Below are 22,712 nucleotides of genomic sequence, written 5' to 3'. Positions count from 1 at the left end.
GCCGTCAGTCCGTGCGCGCCGCTCCGGGGATCGGCGCGGCCTCGGCGGTCTGCTCGCCGACCATCGAGACCTGCAGCACGTCCTTCTCACCGACGAACCGCTTCTGCACCCACGTCGCCAGCCAGGTCAGGAGCAGGTTGACGGCGATGTAGATGGCGGCGATCACGATGATGGTCGGCACGTGGTTCTGGAACTGCGGGTAGATCGACTTCGCGACCCGGGTGAGGCCCAGTCCGGCGACGACGTAGCCCAGGCTGGTGTCCTTGAGGGCGACGATCATCTGGCTGATGATCGCTGGGATCATGATCTTCACCGCCTGCGGCAGCAGGATCAGCGTCATCACCTGGTACTTGCGCATGCCGATGGCGTACGCCGCCTCGGCCTGCCCCTTCGGCACGGCGTTGATCCCGGCGCGGAACACCTCGGCCAGAACGGCCCCGTTGTAGAGCGTGAGGGCGAGCACGACGGCCCAGTACGTGCGGCTCGAGAGCGGGTTCATGCCGCCGAAGACCGCGTAGAAGCAGAAGACGATGAGCAGGATCACGGGTACGGCGCGGAAGAACTCGACCACCAGCCAGCAGGGCCAGCGCAGGATGCCGTGGTCGGAGAGCTTGCCGATGCCGAACACCAGCCCGAAGACGACCGCACCGATGATGGCGCTGAAGGCCATCTGGAGCGTGACGACCAGGCCGTCGACGAGGATCGCCCGGATGTAAGCGGGCGTGAGGAACGGCTCCCACTTGTCGTACTCGAACTGCCCGGTCTCGTTGAGGCGCCACAGCACCCAGCCGACGAGGACGACGAGCGCGACCACGGTGACGATCCCGTAGGTGCGGTGGCGGGCCCGGGTCGCGGGCCCCGGGCTGTCGAAGAGGACACCGGCGGCCATTACGCGATCCTCCAACGGCGCTCGAGGACGGTCGCGACCGCGGAGACGATCTCGACCAGGACGACGTAGCCCAGCGCGAACATGATGAAGATGCCCGTCCGCTCGCTGGCGAAGTCGTTGGTGAACGACTTCATCTGGGCGGCGGCCTCGATCACGCCGAAGACGCCGGCCACGGAGGTGTTCTTGAGCAGCGCGATCAGGGTGCTGGCCAGCGGCGGCACCGCGGCGCGGAACGCCTGCGGGAGCACGACCTGGCGCATCACGCCGGAGAAGGGGAGCCCGATCGCGCGGGCGGCCTCGGCCTGGCCGAGGGGCACCGCGTTGATGCCGGCCCGCAGCGCCTCGCACACGAAGCAGGACGTGTAGAGCGACAGGGCGACGACGGCGGCGGTGAAGAACGAGGTGAAGTCGTAGGGACCGATGTGGATGTCGACCCACGAGAAGCGCAGCGTCTGGAAGACCTTCGGAGCGCCGAGCTGGAAGAACAGGAAGATGATGACCAGCGGAGTGTTGCGCACCACCGTGATGTAGACGGTGGCCGCGCGGCTCAGGATCGCCACGGGCCCGACGCGCATGGCGACGAGCAGCGTGCCGAGCACCACCGAGATGACGCCGGAGACCAGGAACAGGAAGACGGTGTAGCCGAAGGCCTTGAGGAACAGGTCGGGGCTGTCGAGGACAGCGTTCACGCAGGGCTCCTCTCGGGCGATCGGACGGGCAGGTGCGGTCGTGCGGACTCGAGCCGGGGCACGGGCGTGCCCGCACCCCGGCTCGGGAAGTGGGTCAGGACGTCACGCGCACTCGTCCATGGTGGGGAGCTCGGGCACCTCGACACCCGACGGGCCGAGCGTGGCCTCGAAGGCCGCCTCGTAGTCACCGTCGTCGTAGGCCTTGGTGATCGTGTCCACGATCCACTGGCACATCTCGGGGCGGTCCTTGGAGTAGCCGACGCCGATGTTCTCCTCGGAGAACTCGTCACCGACGACCTTGAGCTGGCCCTCGTTCTGCGCGGCGTAGCCGGCCAGGATCGTGCCGTCGGTCGACATGGCCTCGACCGTGCCGTCGAGCACCTTCTCCACGCACTCGGAGTAGGTGTCGAAGCCGACCGGCTTCATGCCCTCCGCCTTGACGTTCTCCAGCGAGGTGGATCCGGTCACGGAGCACACCTCCTTGCCCGCCAGGTCGGCGGTGGAGGCGACGTCGCTGTCCTCGGGCACCAGCAGCTGCTGGCCGGTGACGAGGTAGGGGCCGGCCTGCCCGACGACCTTGCGACGGTCGTCGGTGATGGAGTAGGACGCCAGCACGATGTCGACGGTGCCGTCCTCGAGGAAGGGCTCGCGGTTGTCGGAGATCGTCTCGACGTACTCGACCTTGCTGGTGTCCTCGGGGTCGATGCCGAGGCTGGCGACCAGGATCTTGGCCATCTCCACGTCGAAGCCGGTGGGGATGTCGGAGGCGGCGTCCTTGAAGCCGAGCCCGGGCTGGTCGTACTTCACGCCGACCTTGATGGTGCCGGCGTCGGCCAGCTCCTTCATGCGGGTGCCGTCGTCGAACGACGAGGCCGCGTCGTCGGCCACCTCGACGTCGGCGCCCTCGCTGTCGGAGCCCGCGTCGCCGCAGGCCGTCATGGTCAGGGCCAGACCAGCGACCGCGATGGCGGCCTTGGTTCGGATGAATCGCATCGTGCTTCTCCCTCGTGTTGGTGGTGCCGGTGCAGTGATCAGTGTTTGAGGATCTTGCCGAGGAAGTCCTTGGCCCGATCCGACGTGGGGCGGGTGAAGAACTCCTCGGGGGTGTTCTCCTCGACGATGGCGCCGTCGGCCATGAAGACGACCCGGTCGGCAGCCGTGCGGGCGAAGCCCATCTCGTGGGTGACCACGATCATCGTCATGCCCTGCTTGGCCAGGTCGACCATGACGTCGAGGACTTCCTTGATCATCTCCGGGTCGAGCGCCGAGGTGGGCTCGTCGAAGAGCATCACCTTGGGCTCCATGGCCAGCGCGCGGGCGATGGCCACGCGCTGCTGCTGGCCGCCGGAGAGCTGGGCGGGGTACTTCTCGGCCTGGTGGCCGACGCCGACCCGGTCCAGCAGCTCGCGGGCCTTCTTCTCGGCCTCGGCCTTCGCCAGTCCGCGGACCTTGATCGGGCCGAGCGTGACGTTCTCGAGGATCGTCTTGTGCGCGAAGAGGTTGAAGCTCTGGAAGACCATCCCGACCTCGGCCCGCAGGTTGGCCAGGGCCTTGCCCTCGGCCGGGAGGGCGGTGCCGTCGAGGGTGATCGAGCCCTCGTCGATGGTCTCGAGCCGGTTGATCGTGCGGCACAGCGTCGACTTGCCGGAGCCCGACGGGCCGATCACGACGACGACCTCGCCGCGGGCCACGGAGAGGTCGATGTCCTTGAGCGCGTGCAGCTGTCCGTAGTGCTTCTGGACGCCCGCGAGGACGACGAGCGGCTCTCCTCGGGCGGACGTTCGAGGTTCCTGCTCCAGCGAGGTCATGGCGGAAACCTATCCGCAGGTGATCCGTTCGGGCTATCACCGGGTGGTCATCCGGGAGGATCGTGACCTCGTCGTTGCCGCCGTGTGAGAGGGCCGGCGCCTACCCGATCGCGTCGGCGTCGTACACCCGCACCCAGTCGACATCGGCGGTCTGGCCGAGCTCGTCGGGGGTCAGGTCGTCCAGCTCGTGGTCGGAGGCGAGCATCGAGAGGACGACGTACTGCCGGGCCTGGGAGACGGCGTTGAGCTCGCGGTGGTACTCCCGGCCGTCGACGCGGAAGATGTACTCCGTGGGCGTCCACTCCACGGAGAAGACGTGGAACTCGTCCCACCAGCGGGCCCCGGTGCTGAGGGCCCGGCGGGCCTTGCCGAACATGCCGCCGTGCTGCACCGAGGTCCAGCCGGGCTCGTAGTAGCTGACGAACGAGCCGATCGTCTCGCGCCCCTCGGGCCGCTCGCCGAAGAACTCCATGATGTCGATCTCGGTCCCGGCCGACGGGTCGCCGTCAGTGAACCTGGTGCCCTCCGGCAGCAGCCAGAAGCCCGAGTGCATGCCCTTCGCCTGCTGCGGCTTCATCCGCGCCGCGACGATGCCGTGGCCGAAGAGGTGGGTGTTCTCCGTCGAGACCTGGCTGGTGAGCAGGTAGGAGTGCTGGCCCGTGCCCTCGTCGGTGGTGTACGTGCAGGTCTGGTCGGCCATCGTCGGGTCGAGCGCGAGGCCCAGCTTCAGCACGCCGCCCTCGACGCGACGTGCCGCAGCGTCGGCCCGCGCGCACGTGCGGGGGGCGTAGACGCTCTCCCGCTCACGGCGCTGGTCGTTCCACACGGACAGGTCGAGGCTGCTGCTGGAGAAGGTGTCCTGGAACGACGGGGTCCAGGTGCGCGACACGACGGGCGTCGTGGTCACGACCGCGCCGGTCGAGGTGCTGGTCGACGCGCGGTAGGTGCCGGGCTTCGCCGAGAACGCGACCGAGCCCCAGGCGTCCGTGCGCTTGCGCGAGGTGACCGTCCAGGTGCTGCCGACCAGGCGCTCGAGCTGGACGACACGACCGGCCCGGGCCGGCGCGAAGGTGGCGATGACCTGGCCTGCGTTGCGAGGCGAGGCGGGGGTGGTGCCGGGCTGCACGACCGGCGGCAGCGCGACGAGGGTGCCGGTCGTGGTCCGGGCGGCCTTGCTCGCCTTGCTGGCCTTGCTGGCTGCCGCGTGCTCGGCCGCGCCGGCGGGCGGGGCGTGCATCACGAGGGGCACGGTCAGGCAGAGGAGGAGTGTCAGGACGAGCGTCCTGACCGCTCGGTGAAGAGGGCGCACGAGAACTCCGAGGACGAGAAGCACGGGAGCCGGATCCGGGGGGTGAGTCGGCAGCCGTGTTCGGTGGGTGTGTGAGACCAGCCCCGAGCGACCGGTCTGTTACCAGTTTGTGGGTGTCCGTCGGCAATTGTGGCGGTTTGCCGGAAATTTGTTACCAATCGACAGCGATGCGGATCGGCACCGTCACGAGCCGTAGGCTTGGGCCGCTATGTCGCGCACCTATGAGGTCCGCACCTACGGGTGCCAGATGAACGTCCACGACTCCGAGCGCCTGACCGGCCTGCTGGAGGAAGCGGGGTACGTCGCCTCGCCGGCCGGCGACCAGGCCGACGTCGTCGTCTTCAACACCTGCGCGGTGCGCGAGAACGCCGACAACAAGCTCTACGGCAACCTGTCGCACCTCGCGCCGATCAAGGCCGCCAACCCGGACATCCAGATCGCCGTCGGCGGCTGCCTGGCGCAGAAGGACCGTTCGACGATCACCGAGAAGGCGCCGTACGTCGACGTCGTGTTCGGCACCCACAACATCGGGTCGCTCCCGGCCCTCCTCGACCGCGCGCGCTCGCAGCAGGAGGCGCAGGTCGAGATCCTCGAGTCGCTCTCCGTCTTCCCGTCCACGCTGCCGACCAAGCGCGACTCGGCCTACGCCGCGTGGGTCTCGATCTCGGTGGGCTGCAACAACACCTGCACGTTCTGCATCGTCCCGTCGCTGCGCGGCAAGGAGAAGGATCGCCGCCCCGGCGAGATCCTGGCCGAGGTCGAGGCGCTGGTCGCCGAGGGCGTCACCGAGATCACCCTGCTCGGGCAGAACGTGAACGCCTACGGCGTGGAGTTCGGCGACCGGCAGGCCTTCTCCAAGCTGCTGCGGGCGTGCGGGGAGATCGAGGGCCTCGAGCGCGTGCGGTTCACCTCGCCGCACCCGGCCGAGTTCACCGACGACGTCATCGAGGCGATGGCGCAGACGCGCAACGTGATGCATCAGCTCCACATGCCGCTGCAGTCCGGCTCCGACCGGGTCCTGAAGGCGATGCGCCGGTCCTACCGCTCCTCGAAGTTCCTCGGGATCATCGAGCGGGTGCGGGCCGCCATGCCCGACGCGGCGATCACGACCGACATCATCGTCGGGTTCCCGGGCGAGACCGAGAAGGACTTCCTCGAGACCCTCCGCGTGGTCCGCGCGGCCCGCTTCTCCGGCGCCTTCACCTTCCAGTACTCCCCGCGACCCGGCACGCCCGCCGCCACGATGGAGGAGCAGGTGCCGCCGGACGTCGTGCGCGAGCGCTACCTGCGCCTCGTCGAGGTCGTCAACGAGATCGCCTGGGAGGAGAACCAGCGCCTCGTCGGTCGGCCCGTCGAGCTGATGGTCGCCGAGGGCGAGGGGCGCAAGGACGCCTCCACGCACCGCCTCTCGGGCCGCGGCCCGGACAACCGGCTCGTGCACTTCGACCCGACCGGTGCCGACGGCGTGCGACCCGGCGACATGGTGACCACCGTCGTCACCCACGCCGCGCCGCACCACCTCGTCGCCGACGAGCCGGTCCTCGCCGTACGCCGCACACGGGCCGGCGACGCCTGGGAGCGCCGCACCTCCGCCCCGGTGGCCCCGGCCGGCGTCGGCCTCGGCATGCCGACCGTCGGGGTGCCCGCGCCTCTGCCCCCGGCCATCGCCTGCGGCTGACGAGCTTCACTGTGGGATCGGTGTCACCGGGTGGCACCGATCCCACAGTCAGCGCATCAGGCGGGCGGCTCGACCGACCCGTCCTCGGCCTCCTGGCCGGCCTCGGGCTCGTCGTCGGCCACGGCGCCGGACTCGGCGTCGTCGGCCTCGCCCTCGGGCGCCTGCGTCTTGTCGGCGTCGGGCTCGGTGACCGCGTCGGGCACGACGTCCTGGGCGACCGGGTTGGCCGACGGGTCGAGGTCGCGTGCCAGCCCCTCGTCCTCGGCGTCGTCGGGGATGGCGTCGGCGCCCCCGGGGTTGGGCTCCTTCTCCTCGATGACCGGGTCGGGCTGCGGGCCGAGCTCGTCGTTCATGTGACCTCCAGGTCAGTCGGTGTCGAATCCATGGCTCAGGTATCGGTGGTCGGTGCCCAGCTGGCCCAGGGCGTATGCCTCGTGCGGCACCATCGGGTCGGGCAGCTCGTCGAGCGGACACCAGCGCAGCTCGCCGGCCTTGTCGGGCTCGACGATCCGGGGCTCGCCGGTCCACGAGCGAGCGGTGAAGAAGAAGTCGACGCGCTCGTCGATCGGCTCGCCACCCTGCGTGCGCTGCATGGTGAACTCGAAGCGCAGGTCGACCGCGCTGATGCCGAGCTCCTCGGTCGCCTCGCGCTGCGCAGCGGCGTACGCCGTCTCGCCCCGCTCGACGTGGCCCGCCGCGGCCGCCGCCCAGTGCCCGTCCATGTAGGTCGTCCCGCGGCGCAGCTGGAGCAGCACCTCGGTGCCGCCGCTGCCGTCGCGCAGGAGGTAGACGTACGACGCCGGCACCACGACAAAACTCACGAGAGCAACCTAGTGGTCCCTCAGGCTGGCAGGGCCCCGGTGGCCGGGTTGGTCGGGTCCGTCGGCGGGCCGGGCATCGGTTGCGGGTCGGCCGGGGTGCCGGGGTCGGTCGGGATCGGGGGCGCGGGAGTGGGCTGGCTCATGCCGCCAGTCATGCAGCCGTGGACCGGACGCGCAACCGCCCGCCACCCCGACGGGTGGTCTACCTGATGTCGTCGTTCTTGCCGTCGAGCTTGTCGAGGGCGTCGGCCGCCTTCTCCTTGCCCGAGGCGATCTTGTCCGAGTACTTGCCGCCGGTCTTGTCGTCGACCATGTTGCCGGCCTTGTCGATGCCGTCCTTGATCTTGTCGCCGTGCTTGTCGACCGCGTCGGTCAGCTTGGCCTTGGCGTCGTCGAGGAATCCCATGAGCGTCTCCGATGGTCGGTGCGGCCCCGTGCTGGACCGCTCATGTTTGAAACACTAGCCAGCATGGCGACGGAAGCGAACCCGCGCGCGATCGTGGCGATCGTCGGGGCGACGGCGTCCGGCAAGACAGGTCTCAGCCTCGACCTCGCGGAGGCGCTGGGCGGGGAGATCGTCAACACCGACGCGATGCAGCTCTACCGCGGCATGGACGTCGGTACGGCGAAGCTCCCCCCGTCGCAGCGACGCGGGATCACCCACCACCTGCTCGACCGGCTCGACGTCACGCAGACCGCGACCGTGGCCGACTTCCAGGCGTGGGCCCGCGACGCGATCGCCGACATCCGCGACCGCGGCCACGCTCCGGTCCTCGTCGGCGGGAGCGCCCTCTACACCCGCGCGGTGCTGGACCGCTTCGAGTTCCCGGGCACCGACGAGTCCGTGCGCCGCGAGCTGGAGGCCGAGCTGGAGGCGATCGGCCCCCCGGCCCTGCACCGGCGACTCTCCGCCCTCGACGCCGACGCTGCCGCCAAGATCGGCCCCGACAACGGTCGTCGCATCGTGCGGGCGCTCGAGGTGATCGCCCTGACGGGACGGCCCTACTCCGCGAGCCTCCCCACCCCGACGTACGACGACCCGCGCAGCCTCCAGATCGGCGTCGACATCGACCGACCCACCCTCGACGCGCGGATCGGGACGAGGGTGCGGGAGATGTACGACGACGGGCTGGTCGAAGAGGTGGAGCGACTGCTCGACGAGGGTCTCGAGCGGGGCCAGACCGCGCGGCGCGCCATCGGCTACCGCGAGGCGACGCAGTTCCTGCACGGCGAGATCTCGCGCGACGAGGCGCTGGCCCGCACCCAGGCCGCGACCCGCCGCTTCGCCCGCCGCCAGGACGGCTGGTTCCGCAAGGACCCGCGCGTGGTGTGGGTGCGCTTCGACGACGAGGGTCGGGTGCGGAAGGCGCTGGACGCCGTGGGGGTGCTCGACAGATCGGACCTCGCGGAGCAGGCTGGGGCCAACTGACTCTCGGGAGGAACCCATGCGTCTCACCCCCGCGCTCGCCGGCGCTGCCACCACCTCACTGATGATCGCCGGGCTGGTGGCGGTCTCACCGCCCACGTCCGCCGAGGCGCCGCACGGGGCGCAGCAGGCCCCAGCGGAAGCACGGCCGTCGGCCAAGACGCCGACCGCGATCGGCAAGGGCGGAGCGGTCTCGACGGTCGACCCCGAGGCCAGCGCCGCCGCGCTCAAGGTGCTCAAGCAGGGCGGCAACGCCGTCGACGCCGCCGTCGCGGCGGCCGCCACGCTCGGCGTGACGGAGCCCTACAGCGCCGGGATCGGCGGGGGCGGCTACTTCGTCCACTACGACGCCAAGTCCGGCAAGGTCAGCACCATCGACGGGCGCGAGACCGCCCCGAAGAAGATGCCCAACGACGCCTTCATCGACCCCGCCACCGGCAAGGCCTACAACTTCACCCCCGAGCTCGTCACCAGCGGCGTCAGCGTCGGCACCCCCGGCACCGCCGCCACCTGGGACCGCGCGCTGAAGAAGTGGGGCACCCTGTCGCTGGCCGACGCGCTGAAGCCCGCGATCAAGGTCGCGACCCGCGGCTTCAAGGTCGACGACACGTTCCGCGAGCAGACCCTCGACAACGAGGAGCGCTTCCGCGCGTTCAAGGCGACCAAGAAGCTGTTCCTGCCGAAGGGCGACGCCCCCAAGGTCGGCTCGATCTTCACCAACCCCGAGCTCGCCGCGACCTACACCGACATCGGCGAGCGTGGCATCAAGAAGGCGTTCTACCAGGGCCCCCTCGCCAAGCTGATGGTCGACGTGGTCCGCAAGCCGCGCACCACCAAGGGCACCGACCTGCCCGTGCCGAAGGGCTACCTCTCGCGCAGCGACCTCAAGGACTACAAGGTGCTCGGCCAGGCGCCGAGCAAGGTGTCCTACCGCGGCTACGACGTCTACGGCATGGCGCCCTCCTCGAGCGGCGGCTCCACCGTGGGCGAGGCGCTCAACATCCTCGAGCGCACCGACTTCACCGGCAAGACGCCCGTCCAGGTGCTGCACACCTACCTCGAGGCGAGCGCGCTGGCCTTCGCCGACCGCGCGAAGTACGTCGGCGACCCGCGCTACGTCGACGTCCCGCTCCCGCAGCTGCTCGACGACAAGTTCGCCGCCGAGCGGGCCTGCGTGATCGACCCGGCCAAGGCGTCCGTCAAGCCGCTCGCGGCGGGTGACGTCGCGTCGTACGACGGCGTCTGCCCGCCCGCTCCGGCCGCCGGCGGCACCGAGGCGGAGGACACCGAGAACATCTCCACCACCAACCTGACCGTGGTCGACGCGGCGGGCAACATCGTGGAGTACACCCTCACCATCGAGCAGACCGGCGGCTCGGGGATGGTCGTGCCCGGCCACGGATTCCTGCTCAACAACGAGCTGACCGACTTCTCGACCGTCTACGACGCGGCCGACCCCAACCGCATCCAGCCCGGCAAGCGCCCGCGCAGCTCGATGAGCCCGACGATCGTGCTCAAGGACGGCAAGCCGTTCCTCGCCCTCGGCTCGCCCGGCGGCTCGACGATCATCACCACCGTGCTGCAGATGCTGGTCAACCGGATCGACCTGGGCATGACCGTCCAGGAGGCCATCGCCGCGCCGCGCACGAGCCCGCGCAACACGGCCACGGTGTCGTCGGAGCCCGAGTTCATCACGGCGTACGGCGCTGCGCTGGCCGCGCTCGGCCACCAGCTCGTGCCCGCGGGCGACGCCTTCACCAGCGCCGCCGAGATCGGCGCCGCGACCGCGATCGAGCTCGGCCCGAACGGCCAGCTCACCGCGGTCTCGGAGCCGGTCCGTCGTGGCGGCGGCTCGGCCCGCGTGGTGGACCCGAAGTAGCAGCAATTTCGGTCAAGCGCCCGGTCGGCCGTCCGAGCAGACTGGGCGTATGACCGGACGCGACCGACTGCGCGAGCTGCTCGACGCGGTCCTCGACGAGGAGAACGCCCGGCTGTCGCAGATGGCCGACGGGGCGTTCTCCTCGTCGTTCCACTTCAGCCGGGAGGTCTCCCGTGGGACGGGGGAGTCGCCGGTCGCCCTGCGGCGACGGGTGATGCTCGAGCGCGCGGCGTGGCAGGTCGCGGGCGGGACGAGCGTCACGGATGTCGCGTGGGAGGCGGGCTACGAGTCGCTCGAGGGCTTCAGCCGCGCCTTCACCAAGGCGTACGGCGCACCGCCGAGCGCCTTCACGCGGCGCGGCGACGTCCGGGCGCACTGGTTGCCCGCCCCCAACGGGGTGCACTTCCACCCACCGCTGAACCTGTGGGTCCACGACGCCGAGGAGGCGAGCCTGATGCATGTCGCCGCGCAGCTGTTCCAGCACGACCTGGACGACACCGCCCACCTGATCGACCTGGTGAAGGGCGTCCCCGACGAGGACTACCGGCGCGAGGTCCTGCCCGGCCAGGCCGTGCTGACGTGGGACGGCACCGAGCCGTCGGCCGCGCGCGTGCTGGACGGGCACGTCTGGAGCAAGGAGGTCTGGTCGGCCACCTTCGACGGCGCCGACTTCCCCACCAGGGGCGCGGACGACCCCGCCTCGCTGCTGGCCCGGCACGAGGCCGTCGCACCACGCTGGCTCCGGATCGTGCGGGACGTCGAGCGGCGCAACGCGTGGGACGACCGCCTCATCGACGCGCTCTGCGACCCGCCCGAGAGCTTCCAGGTCGGCAGCGTGCTCGCCCACGTGCTGACATTCGGCGCGCACCGTCGCCAGCTCGTGCGCACGATGCTGCGCGCCTCTGGGCACGAGGTGGACCACGGCGACCCCATCGACTGGCTCAGGAAGAGGAACGAACCGTGACGACGATCTACTACACCGGCTGCTCGCTCGACGGCTTCATCGCGACACCCGACCACTCGCTCGACTGGCTCACCTCGCGCGACATCGACGAGGACGGGCCGATGCACTACAAGGGCTTCCGCGAGCAGATCGGCGCCTGCGTCATGGGCGCGACGACCTGGCAGTGGATCCTGGACCACGACGACGACCCGTGGGGCGACCTGCCGACGTACGTCCTGACGCACCGCGACTTCGAGGCCGTCAAGGCCGTGACGTTCACCTCCGACCCCGTCCAGGACGTCCACGCCGCGGCCCTCGAGCGGGCGGCCGGCAAGGACGTCTGGCTGGTCGGGGGCGGTGAGCTGGTCGGGCAGTTCCACGACGCCGGCCTGCTCGACGAGGTGTGGGTGCAGTACGCCCCCGTCACCCTCGGTGCCGGCACTCCGGTGCTGCCGCGCCACGTCGAGCTCCGCCTGGAGGACGTCGCCCGCAACCGCGACTTCGTCTGCGCGCGGCACACCGTGGTGCGTTAGCCGAAGAGCTCCCAGAGCAGCACGCCGTTGAGCGCGATGATCAGCGCCGCGGCGACCGAGCCGGCGAGCGTGGTGATCCTCCGGTTGACCAGCCCGCCCATCACGTCGCGCCGGCTGGTGAACCAGATCAGCGGCACCAGCGCGAACGGGATGCCGAACGACAGCACCACCTGCGAGCCGACGAGGGCCTGGGTCGGGTCGACCCCGACCGCGATGATCACCAGCGCGGGCGCGAGCGTCACGATGCGGCGTACGGCGAGGGGGATCCGCATGCGCAGGAAGCCCTCCATCACGATCTGGCCGGACAGGGTGCCCACGCTGGAGGCCGCCAGCCCGGAGGCGAGCAGCCCGATCGCGAAGAGCAGCGCCGAGCCCTTGCCCAACGTCTCGCCGAGCCCGGCGTGCGCGCCCTCGATGGTGTCGATGCCCTGCCCGGACAGCGCCGAGGCGGCGATCAGCACCAGCGAGAGGTTCATCAGGCCGGCGACCGTCATGGCCGCGACCACGTCGACGCGCTGGCTGCGCAGCACGGCGCGGCGGGCCTCGTCGGTGCGCAGGCGGTGCCGTTCGCCGGTGAGGGCCCCGTGCAGGTAGATCGCGTGCGGCATCACCGTGGCGCCGAGCATGCCCGCCGCGAGCATCACGCTGTCCATGCCCTCGAAGCGGGGGACGGTGCCGTCGAGGACGGCCATCTGGTCGACGCCGCTGATCGCCACGTCGTAGACGAAGCCGACCAGGATCACCCCGAGCATCCCGGCGATGACGAACTCGAAGCGCCGGTGCGCGGTGTTCTTCAGGCCCAGCATCGCGAAGGCGACGGCGGCGGTGATGACGCCGCCCACCAGCAGCGGCAGGTCGAAGAGGAGCTTGAGGGCGAGCGCACCGCCCACGACCTCGGCGAGGTCGGTGGCGATGGTGACGAGCTCGGCCTGGCCCCACAGCCCACGGGTGACCGGGCGGGGCAGGTGCTCGCGGCACAGTGCGGGCAGGCTCATGCCGGTCGCGATGCCCGCCTTGGCCGAGAGGTACTGGATGAGGATCGCCATCAGGTTGCTCGCGATGACCACCCACACCAGCAGGTAGCCGTAGGTCGAGCCGGCGGTGATGTTGGTGGCGAAGTTGCCCGGGTCGACGTAGGCGATCGCGGTGACGAAGGCCGGGCCGAGCATCGGCCAGATCCGTGAGCGCGTGCGGGCGCCGGGGGTCGGGGCCGTCAGGAGCGCGGTGGTCCCGGCCGGGCGGCGGCGCGGCGGGGGAGCGAGCTTCTGCGTCTGGAACATCGGTCAGACCTCACTGAGCTCGTCGGGAGCGACCTGGTCGAGGGAGCGGCGGGCCCGGCGGCGGTCGAGCATCCGGGCGACGACCTCCGCGACGATGAAGAGCACCATCATCGGGAACGCGAGCATGAGCATCGAGAAGGGATCGGTCGACGGCGTCGCGACGGCCGCGAAGACCGCCGTACCGATGACCATCCAGCTGCGGTGCGCCTTGAGCTGGGCGCCGGAGACGACGCCGGCCAGGTTGAGGAGCACGAGGAAGAAGGGCAGCTCCACGGCGATGCCGAAGACCAGCAGCATGCGGGTGAGGAACGAGAAGTACTCCCCGAACTCCACCAGGTTGGCCAAGCCGTCGGGCGTGAAGCCGATCAGGACCTCGAGGCCCTTGGGCAGGACGTAGTAGCCGAGGGTGACGCCGGCCAGGAAGAGCGGCCCGGCGATGAGGGCGAAGACCATGGTCCAGCGGCGCTCGCGGGGGAGCAGGCCGGGGACGACGAAGGCCCACATCTGGTACAGCCAGAACGGGCTCGACATCATCACCGCGGCGACGCCGCACAGCTTGAGCTGCAGCAGCAGCGGACCGGTGGCCCCGGCGACGTACGCCGTGGTCTGGGTGGTGTCGCCGAGGATGGTGCGCGCGTGGTTGTACGGCGCCAGCACCAGCTCGAGCAGCGGGTCGAAGAAGAACAGCGCGACCCCGAAGGCCAGCACCAGGAAGAGCAGCGAGCGGACCACCCGGCCGCGGAGCTCGCGCAGGTGGTCGACCACGGCCATGCGCCCGTCGCCCGGCCGGCCCTCACCGTGGTCGGTGACGGGACGGACGGACATGACGCCGAGGACTCCGGTGATCGACATGGCGGTGCCTCAGTCGAGCGTGGAGCGCGTCGGGGCGGGCTCGACGACCGGGGCGGCCGGCGGGACGGGCGCGGCCGACACGACCGGGGTGGCCGGCGCGTCCGTGGCGTCCCTGGTGTGCTTGGCGTCCTTCTCGTCGTCGTCCATCAGTCCCTTGGTCTCGGACTTGAAGATCCGCAGGGCCTGGCCGCTCCCGCGGGCCAGCTCGGGCAGCTTGCTGGCGCCGAACATCATCACGATGATCGCGCCGATGATGAGCAGCTCGGTGGCTCCGAGGCCGCCGATGATCTGGGCTGTGGTGTTCACGAGACGTTCCTTTCGATGAGTTCGTTCGTGGTCGACCGGTCGTCGGACGACTCGGCGTCGTCCTCGTCCAGCTCGTCGAGGTCGTCGGGGTCGTCGAGGTGGATCAGGTCCTCCTCCGCCTCCCGCTCGTCGTAGCGGTCGTCGATGCGGTCGTCGTCGTGGTCGTCGTTCCAGGCCTCCATCACGTGCTTGCGCACGAGGCTGCGCGGATTCAGGTCCGTCAGCTCGAGGTCGGCGTAGTCGGGACCGAGGTTCGTGCGGAGCTCGTCGCGCACCGAGTTGGTCGCGTTCTTGGCGGACTTCATCAGTCCTGCGGCCTGCTTGGCGAGGCCGGGGATCTTGTCCGGTCCCATCACGAGCACCGCGAGGACGGCGATCACGGCGAGCTCCATCAAGCCGATGCCGAACATGGGTTGCTCCTTCCGGTCGTGAGGACGGCGATCGCCGTCCCGGACGCCGGTCGGCCGAGACCCCCTAGGTGCTCGACCGACCGACGCGCCCTAGTGGCGGACGGGGACCTCAGCGGTGTGCCACCGCTGTGAGGCACGGTCGGCCTCGTGGTCCCAGTGGGACGCGCGCAGTGCCTGGGCGTGCTGGGTCGTGTGCAGGACCAGCCACATGGATCGGGCCAGCATCAACATCACGACCAGGGCACCCAAGGTCTCCATCGGCGTCATCACGGGCTCAGGCGCTCGTGTTGATGACGCCGTTGACGCCCTTCGGGAAGAAGCCACCCTTGGTGGTCTTCTTCGGGTTGAGGTAGACGACGTTCAGGACCTGACCGGCGGAGCGGCTGAAGGCCACGCCGTTCTTGTCGGTCGGGACGAGGTTGGCCTTGGAGGCCGTACCGATGCCCTGGTCGAGGTCCTTCTTGCCGTCCAGGCTGTCGCGCGCCGCGGAGATGGCGTCGGCAGCCTCGTTGAGACCCTTGCTGTAGAGGGCCGAGCGGACGATGCCCGCGTGGTAGGCCTCGACCGCGAGGATGCCGGCGGCCGCCTCGAGGTAGGTCTTGTTCTGGATGAGCGGAGCGGCGCCCTTGTAGGCGGTCACCCCGACGTCCTCGAAGACGAAGGCGGCCAGGAGGAAGTTGTCCTCGTTGGCGTAGGGGTCGAACGTCTCGCCGGGCTTGATCAGGCCGGCGGCGGTCGCGGCGGCGGTGAAGCTGCCCTGGATGTCGATCGAGGGACGCGAGACCTTCGCGCCGCCGAGGGCCTTGCGCAGGAACTTCACGTGGTCGAGCTCGTCGTTGGCGATCTCGACGGCGTAGTTCTTGATCGCGGGGGTCGCGAACGGGACGGCACGGCCGCCCTTCACGCCGCCGCGCTTGCCCTTGCCGGTGGTGAGGTTGTCGGAGAGGCCCTTGCCGAACGCGGCGTAGGAGTAGAACTCCGCCTCGAGGTACTCGAGGTTGAGCGCGAAGTTCAGGACCGCACCATCGGTGATGCCCTTGGGAGCGGCCATGGCGGGAGCGGCGCCGCCGAGTGCCGAGGCACCCACGACTCCGAGGCCCGCGACGCCGGCCGACTTGAGGAAGAGGCGACGGTCGGCCTCGTTCTCCGCGCTGCGGTTGATCATGTTGGTCACTACTGACTTGCCGAACATCTGTTCCTCCATTGCATGGTGCATGGGTCGTGCGATGTCGAACCCGGGGGCGCCCCATGTGCCTCCGGGTGCAGGCGAGTGCCTGCGGGGTGTGTCAGAGGTCGTTCGGGTCGGTGCGGGATCCGGATTTGACATATCTCGTCGTGCCACCCCTGGGGGTGGGACGGCCCCGCCTGTCAGACTCGGTGGGTGACGTACCGATTCCTCAAGGGCCACGGCACCGAGAACGACTTCGTGCTGCTCCCCGATCCCGACCGATCGGTCCACGGCGACCTGTCGGCCGAGCGGGTCCGCGCTCTGTGCGACCGGCGGGCCGGCATCGGCGGCGACGGGGTGCTGCGCGCCGTACGCCAGGGTGATCGGTGGTTCATGGACTACCGCAACTCCGACGGGTCCGTCAGCGAGATGTGCGGCAACGGCGTGCGGGTCTTCGCGCGCTACCTCCTCGACCACGAGGGCGCCGCGACACCGCTCGAGATCGACACCCGCGACGGCATCAAGACGGTCACGCTGGGCGACGACGACCGGCTGACCGTCGACATGGGCTCGCCCGTCGTGCTCGACCGGACCTCGGTCTCCGTCGACGGGGTCAGCCACGAGGCGCTGCACGTCTCGATGGGCAACCCCCACGCCGTCGCGTTCGTCGACTCGCTCGACGAGGCCGGCAGCCTGCTCACCGAGCCGGGCCACGACCGCGCGGTCTATCCCGACGGCGTCAACGTCGAGTTCGTCGTACGCCGTGGGGCGCACCACGTCGCGATGCGGGTCCACGAACGGGGATCCGGCGAGACCCGCTCGTGCGGGACCGGCGCCTGCGCGGTGATGGTCGCGACCGCGCTCGCCGACGAGGCCCCGCGCGACACCGCCTACCTCGTCGACGTGCCCGGCGGACGGCTCGAGATCACCTGGACCGCGGACGACCGGATCCTGATGACCGGACCCGCGGTGCTGGTCGCGGAGGGCACCTCCGACCTGTAGCGGTGGCCCGCGCGGACGAGTCCTATGCTCGCGCGCATGGACATCACCGGATCCTCAGCCATCGTCACCGGCGGCGCGAGCGGCATCGGCGCCGCGGTCGCGCGTGCCCTCGCCGAACGGGGCGCGATCGTCGTCGTCGCCGACATCAACGCCGAGGCGGGCGAGGCCCTCGCGAAGGAGATCGACGGCGTCTTCGCCAAGGTCGACGTCACCGACACCGAGCAGATCGCCGCCGCCGTCGAGGCCGCCGGCGAGATCGCGCCGCTGCGGGCCTGCGTCAACTCCGCCGGCATCGGATGGGCGCAGCGCACCATCGGCCGCGACGGGGAGCTCGCCTCCGCGCACGACCTCGGGGCCTTCCGCAAGGTGGTGGAGATCAACCTGATCGGCACCTTCGACATGACCCGCCAGGCCGCGACCGTGATGTCGCGCAACGAGCCGGACGCCGACGGCCAGCGCGGCGCGATCGTCAACCTCGCCTCCGTCGCGGCCTTCGACGGCCAGATCGGCCAGGCGTCCTACTCCGCCTCCAAGGGCGGTGTCGTCGGCATGACGCTGCCGGTCGCCCGCGACCTGTCGGCCTCCGGCATCCGCCTCAACACCGTGGCCCCGGGCCTGATCGACACCCCGATCTACGACGGGTTCCCCGACCCGGCGGAGTTCAAGGCCAACCTCGGCCAGAACGTGCTCTTCCCCAAGCGTCTCGGGCATGCCGCCGAGCTGGCGAGCATGGTCGTGGAGTGCCTGACCAACTCCTACATGAACGGCGAGACGATCCGCGTCGACGGCGGCATCCGGATGCCCCCGAAGTAGTCCGCAGGTTTGGCTCGACCCCGCGGGGAGACACGGGAGCCATGAAGTCGTTCGGGGGAACAAGGTTCGCGTCGTTGACGGTGGCATTGCTGGTCGGGTTCTCGGGCCTCGTGGCGATCGGGTCCGCGGCGCCCGCCACGGCCGGAACGCCGGTCGCCTGCACGGAGGAGATCGGTCCGGGCCGCACTCTGCCGTTCCGGCCCTCGGCCTGGGGGATGGACGAGGTCACGGCGGTCACGGTGACGACCAGCCCCGACTTCTACGGCTTCTCGCAGACCCGGTTGTTCGTCGAGGACGACACGTTCCAGCCCTATCCCGGCCGTGAGTTCGCGACCATCGAGGCCGGCGCCGAGCGGGGCGACTACGTGTTCAGCTCCAGTGCGCCGTACGTCGGACCCGTGCGACAGCCCGGCACCTACCCGGCGCCGGAGCTGCTCGACGTGCTCAGGCGGAGTCCGGTGCGTCAGGTCCGCATCAACTACACCGACGGCCAGGGCGTCCGCGAGTTCTACCGGTGGACCGGCACGCTGACCTACCTCGACTGCGACTCCGACGGTGACGGCGTCAACGAGCGCCGGGACGTGTGCCCGACCGTGCCCGACCTCGACCAGGCCGACCTCGACGGGGACCGGGTCGGCGACGCCTGCGACCCCGACGCCGACGGCGACGGCGTTGTCGACACCGGCGACAACTGCAAGCGGCTGCCCAACGCCGATCAGCTGGACTCCGACGGCGACGGCGTCGGCGACGCCTGCGACGCCACCCCCTACCCGCCTGCCCCAGCGCCCAGCCCGACGGGCACACCGGGCAACCCGACCGTGCCGACGACGCCGGGGGTGCCGGGGGCGCCCGTCCCGACAGCGGTGTCGCGGGCGCTCACGCTGTCGTACGTCGCGAAGAAGCGGTTCTTCCGAGGTCAGGTCGCGTCCGCCGTGCCGTCGTGTGCGGCGTACGCCGAGGTGACGCTGTGGCGCAAGCACCGGCGTGCCGACCGGCGGCTCGTGATCAGCACGACCACCGACGAGGGACGGTTCCGCACCCCGCGTGTGAAGCGGGCCGGGAAGTACTACGTCACCGTGGCGGCCAGTCCCGACGGCGCCTGCGCGGGGGCCCGGTCGAAGGGTCAGCGGATCCGCGGACGCTGACGTCGCCCGGACGTACGATGCGCGGGTGAAGCTTGTCGGGGGTGCACGGTCACTGGCGCGCGCGGCCGCGCTCTGCCTGACCAGCGGGCTGCTGGTCGTCGTCGGGGTCGGGTCGTCCGACGTCCCAGCGTCCGCAGCGATCGCGTGCCGCGAGACGTTCACCGGCACCGCATCGAACATCCAGGCCAAGCCCAAGGAAGACCCTTGGGCCGGCGCCTCGAACATCAAGGTCCCGGTCGATCGGACAGTCGCCTCGGTGCGGGTGACGATGGACGTCCTGCACGATCAGGCGTCCACCCTGCAGTTCTTCATCTACCCGCCTGGCGCGCAAGGCTTCCAGCCCAACTCGCAACTGCTTATGGCGACCAGCGGACCGCTCGACGGCTACTACAGCTTCGACGACACGGCCACCGTCAGCATCGACGGGTCCAACAAGCTCGCTGGCACCTACAAGCCGTCCACGCCGCTCGCGAAGGTCGCGAATCGGTCGTCGCTCGGCGACTGGGTCGTGTGGCTGAACAACTACGGCGGGCCGGCCGGCAAGGTTCGGGCGGTGTTCATGACACTGACGTACGCCGACTGCCCGGACGCCAACGGCGACGGACTGCACGACGACGCCGACGGTGACGGTGTGCTGTGGCCGCCGGACAACTGCCCCGACGTCGCCAACCCCGACCAGCTCGACTCCGACGCCGACGGGCTCGGCGACGTGTGCGACCCGACGCCGCTCCTGCCGCCGCCGCCGCCCGTCAACGCACCCGGACCACGGGACGTGTCGTTGAAGTACGCCGCGAAGAAGCACCGCTTCACCGGCGCGATCTCCTCCGACGTGGCTTCCTGCGAGAAGGCCGTCGCCGTCCAGCTCTATCGGAAGAAGAAGGGCGCCGACCGGCGACTCGCGACCGTGCGGACCAGCGACGCGGGAAGGTTCCGCAGCGGCAAGGTCCGCAAGCCGGGCAGGTACTACGTGCGCGTCGCCTCCGCCGTCGTCGACCTCGGTGCCGTCGAGTGCGCGGCCGAGAAGTCCCGCACGGTGAGGGTGCGCCGGTGAGGCTCCGCCTCGTCCTGCTCGCGCTGCTCGGCGCGCTGCTCGCGACGGTCGGGCCGACGTCGCCGGCGGTGTCCGCGGCCGCCGTCCCGTGCGCGCGCACGTGGTCGGGCGAGGCCAAGGCCATCGCCCCCGAGGACCCCGCCAACACGCCTGCCTACAAGTGGACGGTCGCGCCCATCGACGTACCCGCCTCGTCGGACGTCGAGGACATCGACGTCACCTACGACCTCACCCACCCGCACGCCGCCAACGTGATGACCCGGCTGACGCGGATGGAGGGCAAGACCGTCACCGGGTCGATCGCCATCCAGCCGCGCCTGACCGCCGACACCTCGTCGCAGGCCCGGCCGCTGACCTTCGACGACGAGGCGACGAGTGCCTACGCCGCGACCTCGCCGACCGGTCGCTACCGTCCTGCGGCCGAACTGTCGGCCTTCGACGGGACGCCCGCCGGTGCGACGTGGCGCCTCGACATCGCCAACTAAGAGGAGATCACCACCGCGAGGCTCAACTCGTGGTCGGTGACGATCAGCTACACCGTGTGCGACGCCGACGGTGACGGCGCCGAGGAGCACACCGACAACTGCAAGGGCCTGGCCAACCCCGACCAGGCCGACCTCGACGGCGACGGTCTCGGCAACGCCTGCGACGCCGACGTCGACGGCGACGGGGCGCCCGACTCGGGCGACAACTGCGTGACCGTCCCCAACCCCGACCAGGCCGACGCCGACCGCAACGGCGTGGGCGACGCCTGCACGGGCGACGACGACGGCGACGGGCGTGCCGACGCAGTCGACGGCTGCCCGCTGGCGGCGGGAGCGACCGCCAGCGGCTGCCCGAACGTCACCCGCAGCGTCTCGATCAAGCTCGTGAAGAAGCACAGCTTGCTCGTCGGGTCGGTCGGCGCGGGGTTGGCCGGGTGCCGGGCCGAGGCCGAGGTGACCCTGTGGAAGCAGCGCCGCGGCGCCGACCGCAGGCTCGTGCTGACGACCACCGACGACCGCGGGCGGTGGCGGACGCGGGCGCCACGGGCGGCGGGGAAGTACTACGCCTCCGTCTCGCGGACCTACCTCACCCGCCTCGTCGAGTGCGCCCCCGACACCTCGCCGAAGGTGCGCGTACGCCGCCGCTGAGCCGATTCTCGCTCGCGCACCGCCGACCGGCGACCTACTCTGATACGCATATGACGAACGCACCTGACTTCAACCTCGACGACGCCCTCGACGCGACCGACGACTGGGACGACTTCGAGTCCGGCTACGCGGACCAGCTCGTCTCGCCCGACGGCCCCGACCCCGAGGAGTCCGAGCTCACCACCGGTGAGCAGGACCTCGCCGAGCGGCACGCCCTGCGGCGCGTCGCCGGTCTGCGCACCGAGCTCGAGGACATCACCGAGGTCGAGTACCGCCAGCTCCGCCTCGAGAAGGTCATCCTCGTGGGCGTGTGGACCACCGGCACCGTGGCCGACGCAGAGAACTCGATGGCCGAGCTCGCCCTGCTCGCCGAGACCGCCGGTTCCGAGGTGCTCGACGCGATCTACCAGCGCCGCCAGACCCCCGACCCCGCGACCTTCATCGGCCGCGGCAAGGTCGAGGGGCTCCTCGAGATCGTCCAGGCCTCCGGTGCCGACACCGTGATCCTCGACGGCGACCTCGCCCCGAGCCAGCTGCGCAACCTCGAGGACAAGCTCAAGGTCAAGGCGATCGACCGCACCGGCCTCATCCTCGACATCTTCGCCCAGCACGCGAAGTCGAAGGAGGGCCAGGCGCAGGTCGAGCTCGCCCAGCTCAACTACATGAAGCAGCGCCTGCGCGGCTGGGGCGGCAACCTGTCCCGCCAGGCCGGTGGCCGCGTCTCCGGCGGTGAGGGCATCGGTGGCCGTGGTCCCGGTGAGACCAAGATCGAGACCGACCGCCGCCGCATCAACACCAAGATCGCCAAGCTGCGGCGCGAGCTCAAGGACCTCAAGAGCACCCGCGAGACGATGCGCCAGGAGCGCCGGCGCCACCACGTCCCGAGCGTGTCGATCGCCGGCTACACCAACGCCGGCAAGTCCTCGCTCCTCAACCGGCTCACCGACGCCGGGGTGCTCGTCGAGGACTCGCTGTTCGCGACGCTCGACCCCACCACGCGGCGTACGACGACGCGCGACGGCCGCGTCTTCACGATGTCCGACACCGTCGGCTTCGTCCGGCACCTGCCCCACCAGCTGGTCGAGGCGTTCCGCTCGACGCTGGAGGAGGTCGCCGACTCCGACCTGATCCTGCACGTCGTCGACGGCTCGCACCCCGACCCCGAGGGGCAGCTGGCCGCCGTGCGCGAGGTGTTCGCCGAGATCCACGCCTCGAAGGTCCCCGAGCTGGTCGTCATCAACAAGGCCGACGCGGCCGACCCGATGGTGATCGCGCGTCTGCTCGCCCGCGAGCCGCACAGCGTGGTCGTCAGCGCGAAGACCGGCGAGGGCATCGACGAGGCGCTCGCCGCGATCGAGTCGGAGCTGCCGCGACCCAGCGTGCAGTTCGAGTCGCTCCTGCCCTACGAGCGCGGTGACCTGCTCAACCGGCTGCACCAGGAGGGCGAGATCGAGTCGCTCGAGCACACCGGCGACGGCACGCTCGTCCGCGGCCGCGCCAACGCCGACCTCGCGAGCGACCTGGCGGCCTACCCCGTCGGGTGAGCCGACCCCGATCCCGGTCGGGCAGCGTGCCGT

27 protein-coding genes are annotated in these 22,712 nt (G+C 70.6%); 12 read left to right on the top strand and 15 right to left on the bottom strand.

Translation table 11 applies throughout. The annotated features are described in order from the left end of the window. Window positions 1-4: 4 nt before the first annotated feature. The 5 genes from C7S10_RS01785 to C7S10_RS01765 form a co-directional block, all read right to left on the bottom strand. Complete coding sequence (locus C7S10_RS01785; RefSeq protein ID WP_108342688.1) at window positions 5-889, bottom strand: amino acid ABC transporter permease; 885 nt, start codon at window positions 887-889, stop codon at window positions 5-7. Beyond that, complete coding sequence (locus tag C7S10_RS01780) at window positions 889-1,578, bottom strand: amino acid ABC transporter permease (RefSeq protein WP_108342687.1); 690 nt, start codon at window positions 1,576-1,578, stop codon at window positions 889-891. The genes C7S10_RS01785 and C7S10_RS01780 overlap by 1 nt, the downstream gene beginning before the upstream one ends. Before the next feature lie 102 nt (window positions 1,579-1,680). After that, the gene (locus tag C7S10_RS01775) at window positions 1,681-2,571 is read right to left on the bottom strand and encodes a glutamate ABC transporter substrate-binding protein (protein WP_108342686.1); all 891 of its coding nucleotides are present in this window, start codon (window positions 2,569-2,571) and stop codon (window positions 1,681-1,683) included. 38 nt (window positions 2,572-2,609) lie between these two features. Next, complete coding sequence (locus tag C7S10_RS01770; RefSeq protein WP_108342685.1) at window positions 2,610-3,386, bottom strand: amino acid ABC transporter ATP-binding protein; 777 nt, start codon at window positions 3,384-3,386, stop codon at window positions 2,610-2,612. A 100-nt stretch (window positions 3,387-3,486) separates the two neighbouring features. Next, entirely contained in the window at window positions 3,487-4,623 is a 1,137-nt protein-coding gene (locus C7S10_RS01765) for a glycoside hydrolase family 16 protein (protein WP_243395213.1), read from the bottom strand. A gap of 280 nt (window positions 4,624-4,903) precedes the next feature. On the opposite strand from C7S10_RS01765, the gene miaB reads away from it, so the two are divergent. Then, the gene (gene miaB, locus C7S10_RS01760) at window positions 4,904-6,373 is read left to right on the top strand and encodes a tRNA (N6-isopentenyl adenosine(37)-C2)-methylthiotransferase MiaB (RefSeq protein WP_108342683.1); all 1,470 of its coding nucleotides are present in this window, start codon (window positions 4,904-4,906) and stop codon (window positions 6,371-6,373) included. 56 nt (window positions 6,374-6,429) lie between these two features. On the opposite strand, the gene C7S10_RS01755 is transcribed toward miaB, so the two are convergent. From C7S10_RS01755 to C7S10_RS01745, 4 genes are read right to left on the bottom strand one after another with little or no spacing between them, the layout of a single operon-like run. After that, on the bottom strand, window positions 6,430-6,726 hold the full coding sequence (locus C7S10_RS01755; RefSeq protein ID WP_108342682.1) for a hypothetical protein: 297 nt from the start codon (window positions 6,724-6,726) through the stop codon (window positions 6,430-6,432). A gap of 12 nt (window positions 6,727-6,738) precedes the next feature. Beyond that, a complete protein-coding gene (locus tag C7S10_RS01750; protein ID WP_108342681.1) occupies window positions 6,739-7,194 on the bottom strand; it encodes an NUDIX hydrolase in 456 nt (151 codons plus the stop codon). A gap of 20 nt (window positions 7,195-7,214) precedes the next feature. Next, on the bottom strand, window positions 7,215-7,337 hold the full coding sequence (locus C7S10_RS22960; RefSeq protein WP_279303148.1) for a hypothetical protein: 123 nt from the start codon (window positions 7,335-7,337) through the stop codon (window positions 7,215-7,217). Between the two features lie 59 nt (window positions 7,338-7,396). Then, entirely contained in the window at window positions 7,397-7,600 is a 204-nt protein-coding gene (locus tag C7S10_RS01745) for an antitoxin (protein ID WP_108342680.1), read from the bottom strand. A gap of 63 nt (window positions 7,601-7,663) precedes the next feature. On the opposite strand from C7S10_RS01745, the gene miaA reads away from it, so the two are divergent. The 4 genes from miaA to C7S10_RS01725 are packed head-to-tail and all read left to right on the top strand — an operon-like array spanning window position 7,664 to window position 11,975. Continuing rightward, entirely contained in the window at window positions 7,664-8,623 is a 960-nt protein-coding gene (gene miaA, locus C7S10_RS01740) for a tRNA (adenosine(37)-N6)-dimethylallyltransferase MiaA (protein ID WP_108342679.1), read from the top strand. A gap of 16 nt (window positions 8,624-8,639) precedes the next feature. Further along, a complete protein-coding gene (gene ggt, locus C7S10_RS01735) occupies window positions 8,640-10,499 on the top strand; it encodes a gamma-glutamyltransferase (RefSeq protein ID WP_207769193.1) in 1,860 nt (619 codons plus the stop codon). Between the two features lie 49 nt (window positions 10,500-10,548). Continuing rightward, complete coding sequence (locus C7S10_RS01730; RefSeq protein WP_108342678.1) at window positions 10,549-11,463, top strand: helix-turn-helix domain-containing protein; 915 nt, start codon at window positions 10,549-10,551, stop codon at window positions 11,461-11,463. After that, window positions 11,460-11,975, top strand: coding sequence for a dihydrofolate reductase family protein (locus C7S10_RS01725; RefSeq protein WP_108342677.1), 516 nt, complete (start codon window positions 11,460-11,462; stop codon window positions 11,973-11,975). The genes C7S10_RS01730 and C7S10_RS01725 overlap by 4 nt, the downstream gene beginning before the upstream one ends. On the opposite strand, the gene C7S10_RS01720 is transcribed toward C7S10_RS01725, so the two are convergent. From C7S10_RS01720 to C7S10_RS01695, 6 genes are all read right to left on the bottom strand, one after another. Beyond that, window positions 11,972-13,255, bottom strand: a complete 1,284-nt coding sequence (locus C7S10_RS01720) for an Nramp family divalent metal transporter (RefSeq protein WP_108342676.1) — start codon at window positions 13,253-13,255, stop codon at window positions 11,972-11,974. The two genes, C7S10_RS01725 and C7S10_RS01720, sit on opposite strands and share 4 nt — an antisense overlap. Before the next feature lie 3 nt (window positions 13,256-13,258). Further along, a complete protein-coding gene (gene tatC, locus C7S10_RS01715) occupies window positions 13,259-14,107 on the bottom strand; it encodes a twin-arginine translocase subunit TatC (RefSeq protein ID WP_243395146.1) in 849 nt (282 codons plus the stop codon). 9 nt (window positions 14,108-14,116) lie between these two features. Further along, window positions 14,117-14,413 carry a twin-arginine translocase TatA/TatE family subunit gene (gene tatA, locus C7S10_RS22955; protein ID WP_279303147.1) on the bottom strand — a complete coding sequence of 99 codons (297 nt, stop codon included), beginning with the start codon at window positions 14,411-14,413 and terminating at the stop codon, window positions 14,117-14,119. Next, window positions 14,410-14,823 carry a sec-independent translocase gene (locus tag C7S10_RS01705; RefSeq protein ID WP_108342675.1) on the bottom strand — a complete coding sequence of 138 codons (414 nt, stop codon included), beginning with the start codon at window positions 14,821-14,823 and terminating at the stop codon, window positions 14,410-14,412. The genes tatA and C7S10_RS01705 overlap by 4 nt, the downstream gene beginning before the upstream one ends. A gap of 90 nt (window positions 14,824-14,913) precedes the next feature. Continuing rightward, window positions 14,914-15,081 carry a hypothetical protein gene (locus C7S10_RS22085; protein ID WP_165807022.1) on the bottom strand — a complete coding sequence of 56 codons (168 nt, stop codon included), beginning with the start codon at window positions 15,079-15,081 and terminating at the stop codon, window positions 14,914-14,916. A gap of 16 nt (window positions 15,082-15,097) precedes the next feature. Beyond that, a complete protein-coding gene (locus tag C7S10_RS01695; RefSeq protein ID WP_243395145.1) occupies window positions 15,098-16,027 on the bottom strand; it encodes a ferritin-like domain-containing protein in 930 nt (309 codons plus the stop codon). Between the two features lie 177 nt (window positions 16,028-16,204). Here C7S10_RS01695 and dapF point away from each other — a divergent pair, with 177 nt between their 5' ends. The 7 genes from dapF (at window position 16,205) to hflX (ending at window position 22,679) form a co-directional block, all read left to right on the top strand. Further along, a complete protein-coding gene (gene dapF / locus C7S10_RS01690) occupies window positions 16,205-16,993 on the top strand; it encodes a diaminopimelate epimerase (protein WP_108342672.1) in 789 nt (262 codons plus the stop codon). Between the two features lie 36 nt (window positions 16,994-17,029). After that, window positions 17,030-17,806 (top strand): SDR family oxidoreductase, encoded by a 777-nt coding sequence (locus tag C7S10_RS01685; RefSeq protein WP_108343259.1) that lies wholly within the window; start codon window positions 17,030-17,032, stop codon window positions 17,804-17,806. Between the two features lie 80 nt (window positions 17,807-17,886). Further along, window positions 17,887-18,951, top strand: a complete 1,065-nt coding sequence (locus C7S10_RS23125; protein WP_423802703.1) for a thrombospondin type 3 repeat-containing protein — start codon at window positions 17,887-17,889, stop codon at window positions 18,949-18,951. A 25-nt stretch (window positions 18,952-18,976) separates the two neighbouring features. Continuing rightward, entirely contained in the window at window positions 18,977-20,002 is a 1,026-nt protein-coding gene (locus C7S10_RS23120; protein ID WP_108342670.1) for a thrombospondin type 3 repeat-containing protein, read from the top strand. Further along, on the top strand, window positions 19,999-20,487 hold the full coding sequence (locus tag C7S10_RS01670) for a hypothetical protein (protein WP_108342669.1): 489 nt from the start codon (window positions 19,999-20,001) through the stop codon (window positions 20,485-20,487). The genes C7S10_RS23120 and C7S10_RS01670 overlap by 4 nt, the downstream gene beginning before the upstream one ends. 36 nt (window positions 20,488-20,523) lie before the next feature. Then, the gene (locus C7S10_RS01665) at window positions 20,524-21,135 is read left to right on the top strand and encodes a thrombospondin type 3 repeat-containing protein (RefSeq protein WP_243395144.1); all 612 of its coding nucleotides are present in this window, start codon (window positions 20,524-20,526) and stop codon (window positions 21,133-21,135) included. A 50-nt stretch (window positions 21,136-21,185) separates the two neighbouring features. Then, window positions 21,186-22,679: a GTPase HflX gene (gene hflX / locus C7S10_RS01660; RefSeq protein WP_108342667.1), complete on the top strand. Its 1,494-nt coding sequence runs from the start codon at window positions 21,186-21,188 to the stop codon at window positions 22,677-22,679. Window positions 22,680-22,712 lie beyond the last annotated feature (33 nt).

It is taken from the genome of Nocardioides currus (assembly GCF_003057875.1).
Lineage (GTDB): Bacteria > Actinomycetota > Actinomycetes > Propionibacteriales > Nocardioidaceae > Nocardioides > Nocardioides currus.
Note: the sequence above shows the minus strand (reverse complement) of the source record. Positions and strands in the feature narration are given on the sequence as shown.